Annotated in this window: 8 protein-coding genes; 4 read left to right on the top strand and 4 right to left on the bottom strand. The window is 38.1% G+C overall.

Going from position 1 to position 15,272, the window contains the following annotated elements:
* Positions 1 to 327: 327 nt before the first annotated feature.
* Together LC653_RS13125 and LC653_RS13120 are read right to left on the bottom strand one after the other, a co-directional pair.
* Positions 328 to 1,668 carry a cytochrome P450 gene (locus LC653_RS13125; RefSeq protein WP_267923039.1) on the bottom strand — a complete coding sequence of 447 codons (1,341 nt, stop codon included), beginning with the start codon at positions 1,666 to 1,668 and terminating at the stop codon, positions 328 to 330.
* A 200-nt stretch (positions 1,669 to 1,868) separates the two neighbouring features.
* Positions 1,869 to 2,696 carry an IS982 family transposase gene (locus tag LC653_RS13120; protein WP_229494895.1) on the bottom strand — a complete coding sequence of 276 codons (828 nt, stop codon included), beginning with the start codon at positions 2,694 to 2,696 and terminating at the stop codon, positions 1,869 to 1,871.
* Between the two features lie 259 nt (positions 2,697 to 2,955).
* Here LC653_RS13120 and LC653_RS13115 point away from each other — a divergent pair, with 259 nt between their 5' ends.
* Together LC653_RS13115 and LC653_RS13110 are read left to right on the top strand one after the other, a co-directional pair.
* On the top strand, positions 2,956 to 5,493 hold the full coding sequence (locus tag LC653_RS13115; protein ID WP_229494894.1) for a two-partner secretion domain-containing protein: 2,538 nt from the start codon (positions 2,956 to 2,958) through the stop codon (positions 5,491 to 5,493).
* Between the two features lie 9 nt (positions 5,494 to 5,502).
* Positions 5,503 to 8,007, top strand: coding sequence for a CHAT domain-containing protein (locus tag LC653_RS13110; RefSeq protein WP_229494893.1), 2,505 nt, complete (start codon positions 5,503 to 5,505; stop codon positions 8,005 to 8,007).
* On the opposite strand, the gene LC653_RS13105 is transcribed toward LC653_RS13110, so the two are convergent.
* Entirely contained in the window at positions 7,965 to 8,948 is a 984-nt protein-coding gene (locus LC653_RS13105; RefSeq protein ID WP_229494892.1) for a tetratricopeptide repeat protein, read from the bottom strand. The two genes, LC653_RS13110 and LC653_RS13105, sit on opposite strands and share 43 nt — an antisense overlap.
* 128 nt (positions 8,949 to 9,076) lie before the next feature.
* On the bottom strand, positions 9,077 to 10,945 hold the full coding sequence (locus LC653_RS13100; RefSeq protein WP_229494891.1) for a protein kinase domain-containing protein: 1,869 nt from the start codon (positions 10,943 to 10,945) through the stop codon (positions 9,077 to 9,079).
* 402 nt (positions 10,946 to 11,347) lie between these two features.
* On the opposite strand from LC653_RS13100, the gene LC653_RS13095 reads away from it, so the two are divergent.
* Together LC653_RS13095 and LC653_RS13090 are read left to right on the top strand one after the other, a co-directional pair.
* Positions 11,348 to 12,859, top strand: a complete 1,512-nt coding sequence (locus tag LC653_RS13095; protein ID WP_229494890.1) for a helix-turn-helix domain-containing protein — start codon at positions 11,348 to 11,350, stop codon at positions 12,857 to 12,859.
* 719 nt (positions 12,860 to 13,578) lie between these two features.
* Positions 13,579 to 15,018, top strand: a complete 1,440-nt coding sequence (locus LC653_RS13090; RefSeq protein WP_229494889.1) for a hypothetical protein — start codon at positions 13,579 to 13,581, stop codon at positions 15,016 to 15,018.
* The last annotated feature ends 254 nt before the right edge of the window (positions 15,019 to 15,272 follow it).

Raw genomic sequence — 15,272 nt, 5'->3', positions numbered from 1 at the left:
AGCGACCTCCCGTTTATATGATGACTTGTTCACACTACTGAGTCAATCGAAAACATGGGCAGACATAAGACACTTAAAAACACTAGTTTGGATGGTGATTGCATTAATTTGCGCTGAGTGTATAAATTTAACCAAATGGGGGATTTATGTGCAAAGTCGAGCATTGTTTGCCCAGAGTCGCCAAAGACGGTTTAGCAGATGGCTACACAATAGTCGTATCAAGGTACATTCCTCATACTGTTATCCTCCTTGAGTTTTGTCAGTCAACCAGCCTTGTTGGTATTCGGAGTGTTAGCGCAAGACTATATAGGCAGAAGCAAGAATGTTCTAACGCACTCCAGTTACTACCATTTCAAATGTTGGAGGAACCATAATTAGTCCTCGTCTAATAGGCTTCATAGGACGAGGACTCACTAATCCCAATTGCAAGCGTGACAAAATAGTTGCCAGAACAAGCTTGATTTCAAGTTGTGCTAATGCTGCTCCGATACAGCGACGACTGCCACCACCAAATGGCAAATACTCGTATGGAGAAAATTGACGCTCTAGAAATCGCTCTGGTCTAAACATCTTTGGTTGTGGGTACACTTGTTCCCTTTGGTGAGCTAAGTAAATTGAAACATTAACGATTGTATCCGGTTCAAGCTGATAACCCATGATCTCTATAGGCTTTTGTACAAATCGTGAAAAAGGCATTAAAGAAATTGGGTAAAAGCGTAATGTTTCAGAACAAACAGCACTCAGGTAAGGTAATTGTGCTATTCCACTCTTGTCATTGGCGGTGGGAAAGGAGTTAAGTTCAAATAGAAGATTTTTGTGAATTTCTGCCGAAAAATAACTCCAGTACAATGCCCAAGAAAGAGCAGATGACGTGGTTTCATATCCCGCGAACAATAGCGTCATCAAAGAATCGCGCAATTCAATATTCGTTAGTGGTTCTCCAGATTCATAAGATGCTTCCAGAAGCATACTTAGAATATCCTTCCCTGAAGAATTACGTTGCACTTTTCGTTCAGCAATAATTGCATATACTAATTTATCAATTTGCTGGAGTTGACTCATTAGACTCTCTTCCAATCTCCAAAATTCTAGTTTTTTTTGTAATATAGGAAGAAACGTCAAAAATATTGAATTAAAAGGATGGTGAAGAACATCAAACAGGGAAACTAACAATTGTTTCAGGCAATTATAACGATCATCGTTTTGTAGTCCAAATACAACATCAAGAATGATGCGAATAGAAATTTCTTTCATAACTGAATTAACTACAAATATCTTACCCGGAATCCATTCTCCAATTATTTTTTCAGTAATTTCACAAATGACTTGACTATAATCACGCATTCGCTCTGAATGAAAAGGAGGTAGCAGTATTCGTTTCTGTCGTTGATGCTGTTCGCCACTATAAGAGAGAATAGAATTTTCTCCTAACAATAGCTTTAATAAATTATTATTTTGAGTAGATTCAAAATATTCATAGGTGGCTGTAAAAATTTTTTGTATAGCTTCTGGATTACTAAAGAAAATAGTGGCAGGAAGCTCGTTTCCCAATACCCTAAAAGTATCCCCATACATTTGATGCCAAACATCTAATGTTTCTAATGGTCGAAGAAAAAACTGAACTGTTTGTATCCAAGAGGAACCTTTTGGCCCGTCAGGAAGAGACATAATTAATCAAGCTACTACAATGATTTATATATGAATATACAGTATATAACCCAAGTTGCGGGTTATCGACTGAGGTTTGCAAGTCATCCCTCAATTTATGCGATCGCGTAGAACAAAGTGGCGGTGACGCTACGCGTCACCGCACCTGAGAGTTGATTGAGGATTCATTTACTTAAATGATTTTAAGTTCTATAAGTTACTCATTCTCTAAAAGCTTGTCGAAGAGTAAAAGAAAAAATAAATGCTTGTAGCTTAAGTAAAAACCCTTGGTATGTAACTGCATGAATGGATTTTGGGAAAAAACTAGTTATACCACTAAACACGGTTTCGATATAATGCCGAGTATGTTGTTTGATATATTGATTCCAAGGTGGGTCTTGACGCTTGGAATTCTTTTTCCTCATGACTTTCAAAGAAATTTGACTCGTTTGTTTTAAGTCATCCTCAATACTATAATCGGTGTAGGCTGAATCACCGTAAACTTCACTACCAGGTGGCAGATTTAAAGGTAACGCATTTAACGCACGCACATCGCTGGCACTACCAGGCATAAACGCAAATTCGACTGGAATACCATTTTTCGTCGTTAATAACTGAACCCGAACACCATAAAAGTATCGTTTCTTCGATGCTATATAACCTCGATACTCCTCTGAGTTGATTAACTTGACATTAAAGATACGGATATTATCACAAATTGGTACAGGGAATGAGTCTAAAAGATATTCGGTACAATCACTAATTTCTTTGAAAATCATTCCCATTTGATGAAACAAATCATTAATCAGCATCGAGATACCGTGTATTCGTCGGTTAAATCGTGACTTTTCTAACATATTGGGTATCAAATTATGGTCTTTCAGATAGCTGCAAGCCTTGCTATGATTCCCATTAAAAAACATCGCCGCGCAGACTGCCGTTGTTATAATTTCTGCATCTTTCATATCTCGACGACAATCATCTTCATGCCCAACCGCCTTCAGCAAGTCATCGATGATAGCATAGACAGTAATTATTTCGTTTAGCATCTTCCCTTCCGTTTTTATTCCTGGAGGGGATTTTATTGCCTTTTTGACACCACTTCATCAATCTGATTTTGTAACTGGCAACTTGGGTTATATACTAAGTAATCATATAGGCTTCAAACTAAAAACTGCAATTTTTACTTGTGAGCCAAAGTTGATTTACAATCCCATTAGCATTAGTAGTAACATGGTTAATTCAATGATTAAGCTAGGACAAAAAAATAGTGTTGCAATGCTTAAAAAATATAAAAATAGTGCTATAATGTCAATATTTTTTTCTTTATCAACAATTTTCCCGTCCGAAGCTCAACAAATTGTTCCAGATGCAAGTCTAACGAATAACACTCTAATAAAATCAGAGGGAAATATCAGTAATATTGAAGATGGAACTCAATTAGGTACTACCTTATTTCATAGCTTTAAAGACTTCTCTATTCCTACTGGTAGCACTGCTTACTTTAATAATACTCCGAATATTCAGAACATTTTTAGTCGAGTGACAGGTAAATCTATTTCCAATATTGATGGATTAATTCGAGCTAATGGGACAGCAAATTTATTTTTAATAAATCCCAATGGTATTATATTCGGTAAAAATGCTCGATTAGACATTGGCGGCTCATTTTTGGCAAGTACAGCAGATAGCATTAAATTTGATAATAAAATTGAGTTCAGTGCTAAAAACCCTCAATCTTCTCCTTTGTTAAAAGTAAATATAGCGAGGGGGCTAGAGTTTGGTATAAATCCTGGGGCAATTAAAGTACAAGGAGCAGGTCACACTATTCAAGGCTCCGATTTTAATTTTCCTTTTGATGCCAGTAGATTTGCTAATGGTTTGCAAGTAAATCCTGGCAAAACTTTAGCCTTATTAGGAGGAGACGTATCAATAGAAGGAGGAATACTTAGTACAATAAATGGAAACATTGAGGTAGGAAGCGTCGCTCAAGGAAACGTAGGCATCAAACCAGATAATAATAAGTGGGTTTTTAATTATGAAAATAAACAAATATTTAGAGACATAAGTTTATCACAAAGCGCTTTAGTTTACGTTGGAAGTAATGAAGGTGTAGGAAAAAGTATTAATATTCAAGGACGTGAGATAAAAGTTTTAAATGGCTCCTTGATCGCTAGCCAAACCTATGGTTTTAAGCAAAATGGAGAAACCACTATTAATGCCTCTAATTTTTTAGAAGTTAAAGGAGAATCTCAATTTAATACCAGTGCTATTTTTACTAGTAATTTTGGCAAGACACCAGGAGAAAATATTGAAGTCAATGCAAAAAATTTTATCATTGAAGGAGCGCAAATAGCCACCACTACTTTTAGTGATACGCCAGGAGGAATAGTATCGGTGAATGCCAACAATTTAAAAATTGTTGGTTCTACTCCATCTATTATCAATCCTTCTGGCTTAGGTGGTATTAACACATTCAGCTATAGTTCTGGCAATGGAGGAGATATAACTGCAAAGATAGGAGAATTAATTTTAGATAACAGAGGAACTATTACTGCAATTTCCACTAGATATTCGGGACGCAGTGGCAATTTAAATTTAACATCAGAAAGTGTCATTATTAGGAATGGAGGTAGCTTAGGTTCTCTTACTTTCGCTAACGGCAAGGGAGGCAATGTTTTAGTAAGCGCAAAAGATTTTATAGAGTTAACAGGACAATCTTCTTCTCTGGAGCCTAGTCTCATTCAGGCTAATACTTTTGGTAGTGGTAACGCTGGTAACTTAGAAATTAATACCCCAAAACTATTTATTCGAGATGGAGCAACTGTAAATACAACCACGGTATCTTATGGAAATGCCGGTAGCCTTACTATCAATGCTTTTGATTTTATAGAAGTTTCAGGCGTTAATCCAAATTCAAAGTTTCCTAGCTCCATACAGTCGTCAGCAGCTATTTTAGATGAAAGTTTAAGAGCAAGATTCCCCAGCGTACCACCAACCCCCACTGGTGATGCAGGAAGCGTAACTGTCAATACCAGCCGCTTAAATGTTATGGATAGCGGATCGTTGAGCGTCAAAAATGATGGATCTGGCGACGCTGGCACACTTCAAGTAAATGCCAATCGCATCAGCGTCGCCAGATCCGGCGCTATTACTGCAACCACTGCTGTAGGACAAGGTGGTGATATTGACATCAATTCAAATTTTTTACAACTACAAGATGCCACCATCTCCGCAACTGCTGGGCAGCAAGGTAGTGATGGTGATGGTGGGAACGTAACTATTAATACGAAAAACTTATTCTCTTTAGGAGACAGTAGCATAACTGCCAATGCTTTTGAAGGAAGGGGAGGTAATATCAAAATCGATACTAAAGGGCTTTTCCTTTCTGCCAACAGCCAATTTACAGCCAGTTCTGAGCGAGGTGTCAACGGCACAGTTGAGGTTAACTTTTTAATAGGAAACAATGTGCAACCCAAGATAGAACTAGAAGCAGTTCAAACAGATACAAAGATTGCATCAGTCTGTCAAGGGCGATCGGACACAATAGCAAGTACTTTTGTTGTTAGTGGACACGACGGTTTATTTCCTAGTCCTAGCAACCTGCCATCTCAAAACCCTATTTGGCAAGACAACTCTCTTCTAGATCAGTCCGGCAATGATTTGGGAAAACTAAAATCAAGGGATCAAGAGCCTACGCAAATATTAGAAGCACAAGCTGTAGTACAAGAATCTGATGGCAGAATTTTTTTGACAACAAATTCTGGGTCAGTCAGTGCTAACAGTGCATCGTCTGCTAATCCATGTGCCGACGAAGTTAAAAAGGTAGGTTTGAATCAATTTTAGTAAAAATTAATGATTAAACGTCGAGATTGGGCTAAATACTTTTTTCTAAGCATTGCAGGGTTATTTACGTTTAATAACAAAGCATTTATTGCTCCTGCTTATGCTACAGATAAAAGACATAATCAGGCACGATTATTAACCCAAAGAGGAAAAAAGTTTTTTGATGAAGGCCGAGCCGTAGAAGCACTTCAAGACTGGAAAGAAGCCACAAAAATTTATCGTCAAATTCACTATCAGGAGGGCGTTACAGGCAGTTTAATCAACCAGAACTATGCCCTACAAGCTTTAGGGTTAAATCGTCGGGCTTGTACTACACTTTTACAAGCTTTGAAGTTAGATACAGATGCCGATATTTGCGCCATCCCCTCAGAGCAATCTACTGAATCTACAACAGAACTACTGACGAAAGCAATTGATCAGCAAAAGCCAACACCTCTGAATCTGCTTGCGTGGCATAACTTGGCAGATGTATTGCGCTCAATTGGCAAGTTAGATGAATCAAAAATAGTTTTGGCAAAAATATTGTCAACTGCTAAAAATCTTTCATCTGCTGACCATAGCAGAATTTTGCTCTCTTTGGGAAATACTGAAAATTCATTTTACAAACAAGCAAAAGATAATTATAGTTCAATAGAAGAACCAGGTTTCAAAAAAGAAGCTAGCTTTTTAGTTCAAAAAAAAGCCTTAGAGTCCCTTGATATTTATCAGCAAATAAATAATTCATCAACGACTTCTCAAGAAGTACAATTACAATCTCAATTACAGCACTTGAATTTACTATTAGATTTTCAGGAATGGCTGACGATAGAGGTGAGGTTAGGTAAAACAAATTTAGCCACTGTTCGCGCTAGTATTAATCAACAGATTCAGCCAGCAGTTGACTTAGTGTTAAAAAACTCCTCAACATTTTCTCAATTACCTGCTAGTCAATCTGTTTATGCCAAACTTAACTTTGCTAACAGCCTGAATCAAATCTCAGATCAACAATTACACTCAGTAGCCATTGGATACGCTAAAAGCGCTTTGCGAACTGCTCAAAGCACGAACAACCATCGGCTAAAATCAGAAAGTTTTGGTACTCTAGGTAAATTAAATCCAAAGCAATCACAAACCTATTTTGAACAAGCTTTAAGCCAAGCTCAGTCAGTTCGGGCATCAGATATTGCCTACCAATGGCAACAGGAATTAGGAAAATTATACCAAAAGCAAAAAAGAACTAAAGCAGCCCTTCAAGCTTATGGTGCTGCAATTGAAAATATTACTCAAGTTCGTAAAAACCTCTTACCAAACAACGCAGATTTACAATTTTCCTTTCAAGAAAAAGTGGAGCCTATATACCGAGAATATATGCGATTACTCTTAGCTTCTCCTAATCCTGACTTAAAACGAGTAATCCAGACAAATGAACGATTGCAAATAGCTCAATTAGAAAATTTTCTCCAGTGCGGAAATCTTGACATTATACCTTTGAACGAAGTTAAAAACTTGCCTAGCGCTCCGACAGTAGTTCACATAATTGATTTGGATGAAAGTGTAGAAGTAATTTTACAGTTGGCTAATGGCTCCCTTCACAGCCATTCTGTTGACTCTAAGCTAGTTAAAACTAATGTTGATAATTTATTAGAAATCTTACAATCCCTTCGATTGTCCTCTACCGCTGAAATTGACATTCTTTCTTTTCCTCGGTCACTCTATGACTTGCTAATCGCGCCCATAAAAACATACTTGCCTTCATCAGGAACGCTAGTGTTTACTTTAGATACATCCTTCCAAAGCTTACCAATAGGACTGCTTCATGATGGTAACGATTATTTATTTAAATATTGTAGTATTGCTCAAACTTTAGGCTCTAGAGTTCGACAACCCAAGCTCTTACTTAAAGATCAGTTAAGAGCTTTAATTGGTGGACTGTCTGAAATCAATCCCAGTCTTAGGACTTTAAATGTTCTTGAAAACATGAAAGCACTACCAAAAGTGAAAGAGGAGATAGAATATGTAAAGCAACAAACTTCTTCTTCAAAAGTTTTGCTAAACGAAAAGTTTACTAGCCAAGCGCTTGGGCAACAGTTGAGTAGTTTTAACTCTCCTATTGTTCATTTAACTACTCACGCTCAATTTAGCTCTGAAGCTAAAAGAACAATGTTCTTTACTTGGGACAAAGCGATTAACGCACTAGAGTTTTATAGCCTACTAAAATTCAGCGCTCGATCCAATGAAGATGGAATTGAATTATTAGTTTTAAGTGCTTGTCAGACCGCCAAAGGCAATAAGAGGTCAGCACTAGGAATTGCTGGAGTAGCTGCACAAGCAGGCGCAAGAAGTACAGTGGCAACTTTATGGAAGGTAGATGCTGACTCCACTGCTTTACTTATGGAACAATTTTACAAAAATTTGAAAAATGGTGTTCCCAAAGCAGAAGCATTGCGTCAAGCGCAATTAAATTTAATATCAGACTCTAGATACAGCCACCCTTATTTTTGGGCAGGATTTATTCTTGTTGGCGGATGGTTGTAAGATTCTACTAAATTTAGTCCTTGCTGCACTTTAGCTAATTCATCTAAGTTTCTACTACGTTTTGCCAATTCATTTGCCACATTATAATTACGAAGCGCTTCATTCGGCAACCATGCTTCTAAATATCGATCTGCTAATACTCTATAAAGGGTAGGATTTTGACTTCCTGCTGCTACTCGTGCTTCTAACGCCTCAATCGCTTCATTCAAAAGATTTCTAGACATATATATAGCATGTAGATCGAAAATGGCTGCTTCGTCTGGCGGTAAGTTTAATTCATTGATATGCTGGACTCTTTGTTTAATTTCATTTTGTTCTTTCTCTGGCAGAACAATAATTACTAACGGTTCGGAACTTGCTAGAGATTTATCCTTGTTTGCAATTACAGTGAAATTATACGTATTACCAAGTTTTAACTCTTTTTGTTCCTTGGGGTAAGGCATGGTAGTAACAGTTTTATCTACTGTTTTCTCCCAATAAAATTCGTAGCTACTCACAATTACTGTATAGCTAATAGCATTAGAAACCGCATACCAAGATATTTTAGGCCGACTACTCAACATGGAACTGCCATAGGGACTAATTAATGTTGGTATATCCTGATCCTCATGCGGACTCTTAGTATTATTGCAACCGCTAGGGTTCAGTCCTGTGCATAGCTTTGCTTTTTTGTGAGGCAATGAACATTCGTCAGAGGCATCGAAAATCTTACTCTGCTTGAAATCTAAAAGTTTTCCGTTTAAATAACACAAAGCACTGACTGTGCGTCCATTAACTGGGTTAATACGATCTCCTGGGCACAGTTGACTACCTGCTGCCAAAAAACGATCTCCTGCATTAACAACTCGACCATTCGCCTTACACTCACGACTCCCTATTGATTTAAGTTGGCGACCCCATGCACTGCTCAAACCCAAAAAAAGGATTATTGATACAATCATTGAAATTCGGAAAATGTAGATTATTTTTCCTACTTTGTCTGTTCGCCTATCTGCCATTAACATTAAAACTGTTATGTTAGTACTTGCATGTTAATAGCATACAGGAAGTTTAGGTATAAAATAAAGTGTCATTCTTCCCTTTGACGAATAGGATCTTTTAACCTGATTCTTTCTAATACTTGCGACCGCCAACCGAAAACCTCTGGCTCTCTAGACTCAGTTAGCAAACAAATTTCCCAAGAAATCCAGGCATAATCAACATCACCTAGAGCTTCTTGCACCTGCGCTAACAAGCAATGGGTAGATGTTCTGTGTATATCTAATTCTTTGGCTTTTTCCAGATATTTCTTTGCTTGGCTATATTCCTTTTGCTCAAAGAGCGCCCAACCTAAATTTTTATACAAAACAGCCCGTAATTCAGGCTCTTTAGCTTTTTGTAAACCTTGTTGCGCTAAAGCGATCGCTGCATTATAGTCACCTTTTATAATTTTCAATCTCGATAAATTATTGATGGGCAGAATGGCTTGGCTACTAGTTTTTATAGATAACTGATACTGTTTTTCAGCTAAATCATCTTTTTCTTGCTCATCATAAAATGTCCCTAGTCCGTAATGCCCTTGCCAATTATTAGGATCTAGCTCAATTGCCTTTCCATAGTTATCAGTTACGCATTCAAATTGCTGTAATTGTTGGCAAACCACAGCCAAATTAGTATAGATTTCCGAATTTTGATTATTATATTTAATTGCTAATTTATAGTATTTTTTAGCTAGATCGAGGTTACTAGTACTACCACGCCCCTTCTCAAAATAAAATTCTGAAACGTCAGGCTTAAGTTGAGGATTAATTTTAATAGCCCAGTCAAAAGCCTCTTGCGCCCCCTGAGAATTATTTGCTGCTTCTAACTTTCGTCCTTGAGTTACTAAGTAGTTACTTAGCAAGGGTATAGACAGAATAATACCCCCAACAATTATTAAACCCCTTAATGCAAGCTTGCTATATTTAACTATTTTAGAATTAGCTAATTTATAATTTTTAATCTGCTGAGGCAGTTCTTCTAATCGCTGCAAAATTACTTTAGTTGTTTGTGGACGCTGCCCTGGCAAGAAAGCCATTAACTCATCAATGAAGTCAGCAAAAGGTTTGTCAATCTGCGGTGCTTTATCTCTCCAAAGCAAGTTCCCTGTTTTTGTATCTTTAGACAAATCAGTAGGTGGAGTAGCAGTGACTAAATGTACAAGAGTCCGACCTAAAGCAAAAAAATCTGACTGTGGGACTGCCCGCCCTTCAATTTGTTCTAGTGAAGTGTAACCAGGCGTGACTACAGACGTAATTTCATATCGTCCTCCCCTCCCCGTATTAGTTCCTCCGCTTCCACTAATTTTTGCTAAATAGGTATCAGTCACCCGTCGCGCCACCCCAAAATCAATTAATGACAGTTGCCCATTTGGCTGAAGAATTATATTAGAAGGTTTAATGTCTCGATGAAAAAAATTGGAGCGGTGTATATCATGAAGAATTTCAATTAATTGTCTGAACCATTCTAATACTAAAGATTGTGAAATTTTCTCATTAAATTCTATCCACTGCTCTAGGTTCTGTCCCTCGACTTTATCCATAACTAAACAACGCAGTGTCAGTTGAGTATCATTAGGAACAAAGGTGAAAAAATCATCTAAGGTACTTTTAGGAATTCTTGGATGATGAATTAGCTGTAAAGTTAGAGCTTCTTGCTCTATTAACTCAACCATCTTAGGCGATCCCCATCTCAGAACTTTCATAATTCGCTGCTCACGTACAGGATTCCACTGAGTACCAGCGTCCTCTACTTCAAAAACTTCCATATAAGTGAACAATTCTTGAGTAAGCGCTCTCAACGGCTTAATCAAGCGGATGCGGTCATTAATCAGCAGTGAAGTGCCACAAAAGAGACAGTTTTCAATATTGTCGGGATTTTGACGTTGATCGCAAAGGGGATTAATACAGTAGCATGACATATTTGAAAAACTTATACCAATGCAGATGACAATGGTTAGTAGGCATTAATCAACTAAACATTACCTATTTTGAATCTAAGTTTTATTGCTCTAATACTGTACTAAATAGACTATTCCAGTAAATATTGCTCAGTATACAAAAATGTTTTTGTATATTATATGACTATTTTAGTCTAAGCTTTCAGTAGAACAATCCTATGGATTTAACAGAAAATAAACTATTTGATGCATTGACAATTTTAAGTCACTTATTAGATATTTATATGTTACTTTCGTCAAATCAAGCAAATATAAGCAGAAAAAGCTAGTAATATTAAGTTTAATCTAACACACCTCTACCATTAACCATAATTAAACGTCCCTTGCGAGGACTTTACTAAACCGACAGGATCAAGTACAGATATGGATTTTAGTGCGGAGCAAGGACTAAGGTTTTCAGATATTTCCCTCTCCTCTGTTGTTACAACAGCAGAGGAGCTTCCAGAGCAAAGAATTTCAGAAACAGTAACTTTTGAAGAAGCTTTGGTCGTAGTGAATAACCTAGTGTTTGCAAAAAGGGGTAAACCCCTATCTGATGCAGAGATTAAAATTATGAGAGGAGGATGGGATAACAGGGAGTTTGTGGAGATAGCAGAGAACTCCCCGTATAGTGCTAATTATTTGCAACGGCGTTTAGCTCCTCAGTTATGGGAGCTACTCTCTGAAACTATTGGAAATGAAGAACGGGTAGGAAAGAGAAACCTAAGATATTTTCTAGAACAAGCCACCAAAAAGTATTCTGTTCCATCTGAACTAAACAAAGAGCAAGTACTTGCCCCTAATGATTTTGTACAAGACATTCGAGGCGAATTACCTGACCTATCTAATTTTTATGGACGGACACAGGAACTAATCCATTTAAAAGAATTAATAATAAAGCAGCGCTGTGTATCGTTAATAGGTGTGGCGGGAGTTGGTAAAACTGCATTAGCAGCAAAACTGTTAGCAGAGCTTAGTATAGAGTCTCCATCTGATTTTGATTGTTTAATTTGGAAATCAGTTGCCTATGCACCGAAAGTTCAAGACTTAGTAGCGGAACTAATACAACTAATCCAACCTTCAGAAACATCCTTAAGCTTGCCAGAGATTACCCAGACAATGATTACAGAACTGGTTAAGCAATTAAAATCGCGTAGATGTTTACTGGTATTGGATGAATTTGATGCATTATTTCAGAAAAATAACTTCGAGCAGAGGCTAGATTATAGAATATTCTTTCGTCGCTTGGTAGAAGAACAACATCAAAGCCGCTTACTGTTAACTAGTAGAGTTTTACCTGATGAATTTGACAGTTTATTAAGCGCTAAACGCCACATTCAGTGGGTTAGAGTCGAAGGGTTAGATGCAGATGCCGCAATGCATTTTTTGGCTACTCAAGGATTAACTGATACGCAAAAATGCAATGAGTTGATCAACACCTATCGCGGTAATCCTTTAGAACTTAAAACAGTAGCGGATCGAATCAACCATTTCTTTGGTGGTAGTACAAAAATATTCTTCCAACACAAAACTACGTTTTTTAGTCATGAACTTCAAGCAATGCTTGATGAAGCCTTTGGTCAAGTATTGAATGAAATTCAGAAGCAAATTATGATTTATTTAGCAGATAAAATAGCTTCAACTTTTAGACCTATTAAATTCGTTGAAATAATCAATGATCTAAATCAGAAGCACCAAGCATTTGTGTCAACTTCAGAATTGATAAGTGCATTGGAAAAACTTGAAAGACAGTCATTGATTGAGAGTAATAAAGACCCAGTTACAAAAGAAATCAGTTTTACTCTTCAACCAGTAATAAAAAAATATATCATGACAGATCCGCAAGGATTAGTACGTGTATCTCATGCTTTCCCAAAATTAGCAAATGCATCTTGAGCAAGAGCTTTTACCGCAGGGTAATCTACCTACATAGAGTGTCACCAAACCTCTGATTACCCCTAACTAAAACAATCGTTAATAAATACGGAGGTCTAAAAGTAAAAATCAAAACGACGCTATATACCAGACGACCAAAAGTTCTGTAAGATCAAAACGAACAGGAAATGGAGGGAGATATACAACAGCACCAAAAATTTAAAGGACAAAGAGTCATTAATTAGTGACACTTTGCCCAGTAGCAAAAACAGAATAATTTCAGAGCGAGGTTATCTCACGAAAACCGAAGCAGTGGTATGGAAAGTTTGGCCGCTTTTATCCACTGACGGTCAGAAGAGATTAAATCCGCGCTGCTTCTCATATTATACGAGAAGCCACACGAAACGCACCAGTTTCGTGTGGCAGTTTTGGCTGTTGAAATTCCTCAAATTGGCGATATATTAAGTTTAATTAAGAAAAGCCCCGAATTTCGTAGCAAAAAGCATAGCAGTGCGAATAACAGTTATCAGTTACCAGTTACAGTTATCAGTTGGAATTTACAGTCCTTGATAACTGTTGACTGATAACTGATGCAACCCCCTCTGAAACTTGTCAACCAAGTAATCAGGGGAAAATATCGTGAAAAATGACTTATGCCCAATACACCTTGGTGTCGGGGTTAAGGTGACATCAAAATTTTTTTCAAACGCCTCTCCTTGTGATAATGACAGGAGAGAAATATGCTGACACTAGATAGAGAAGAAACCAAATCAGCACTTCATTACGATGACCTTAACAGCAGTATCAAAGACACCTTCGCTACCATAGACCAATTTGAGTTGCAAGCAGTAGAACAGATTCGCCTCATGCATGATGAGCGGATGTACAGAATCGCTGGGTACAAAAACTTTTCACAATATTGCCAAGGCGAATTGCATGTATATGGTGGCTATCGGCGTATAAATCAACTGTTAGGGGCATCAAGAGTTATTGTTGCAGCAGGGGAGTTGGGGTCACAGATTAAAAATGAGCGCCAAGCCCGTCCTCTTTTAAGGTTAGCCAAAGAACCAGAAAAACTTATTGCTGCGATCGCACTGGCTTTGGAATTAAACCCAGACCCTAGTGAATCAGATTTCGCTGCTGCTGCAAATAAAGTTGCTCCAATGCCAAGAGGGAAAAAGCCATTCCATTCAGAACCAATGGTTCCCAAAAATCAGGAACCATTGGTTCCCAAAAATGTCATCACAATTTCATCACCAGAACATCCCCGTTATGGGCAAGAGGGAGTGATTTGTGCAGAAGCACCCAATACTTCACAACAGATTGTTACCTTCTCTGATGGTGAAAGGCTGCTGGTAAACAACACTGATTTGGATGCCGCAATTGTGTCCCAATCGACTGAGCGTACATATCCACCAGAATACACGGAAGCGATCGCAGCACTCAAAGAGCAACACAAGCTTGAGTTAGAGCGCCTCTCTCAGGAATTGAGGATTGGGCTACAAGCAGAAGTTAATGCTAGAGCCGAAGCCCAAGTAAGTGAGCAAATCCAATCCATGCATTTTCTGTACAACCAGCAGAAAGAGCAAAATATCCAGTTGCAGCAGCGTTTAGATGAGATGGAGGGGTTACGGAAACTGGAGACTGAGAATCAGCAACTCCACCAACGTATCCAGGAATTAGAACACGCTCTAGAGGAACGTCCTTCTCAACAATGGGGGAATACTATGACGCAACAGGCTACCAAAGTTTTGAACAAGCAGGTAAAACTTGCGTTGGAGAAGACAATTGATCTGCGTTCTCTTGCAGCCGAACCACCCAAAGAAAATGCGACTGAATGTCTGCGCCTCATGGGTATGGCATTGAAAAACCTAAGCGTTGCCATGAACAATACCCAAGCGCTCGAAGCTGCGGCGATAATTCTGGGTACTAGTCCCACACAGGAGGCCATCGCAACAAGGACGGAGCAATTACAACTATTACCTGTGGCTATTAGTGAAATTAGGCAAGTACTTGCTCGTCTTGAGTTTACATGGCAGGAGTTTTGGGCTGTGGCTGAAAAATACGAGGTGATAAAAGCAGACTACTGGGCAGAACTTACTACCCAGGAGACTGATTTAATCACACAAGTACGAAAAAACAGTGAACAGTTAACAGTTAACAGTAAACAGTTAAGCTAATCATCATTCATTTTTCCAGGTTGATTCGCTTGTAGTAAGGACAACCCTACGGGTTCAGCTCCGGCAGTACAGCGGGAGCTTTTATGCAACTTAAATGCTCCGTCCTTATCGCTGATAATGCGGATACTTGATGACTGATGACTGATAACTAATAACTGATAACTAATAACTGATAACTCATAACTGATGACTGATGAATGCGGCATAGGTGCAATGTCGCCCGGATTGTCATGGAAAAATAAAGGGAGAGAATG

Source organism: Nostoc mirabile CHAB5784 (assembly GCF_020829645.1).
GTDB classification, from domain to species: domain Bacteria; phylum Cyanobacteriota; class Cyanobacteriia; order Cyanobacteriales; family Nostocaceae; genus Nostoc; species Nostoc mirabile.
This window is presented reverse-complemented; position numbering and strand designations above follow the sequence as displayed.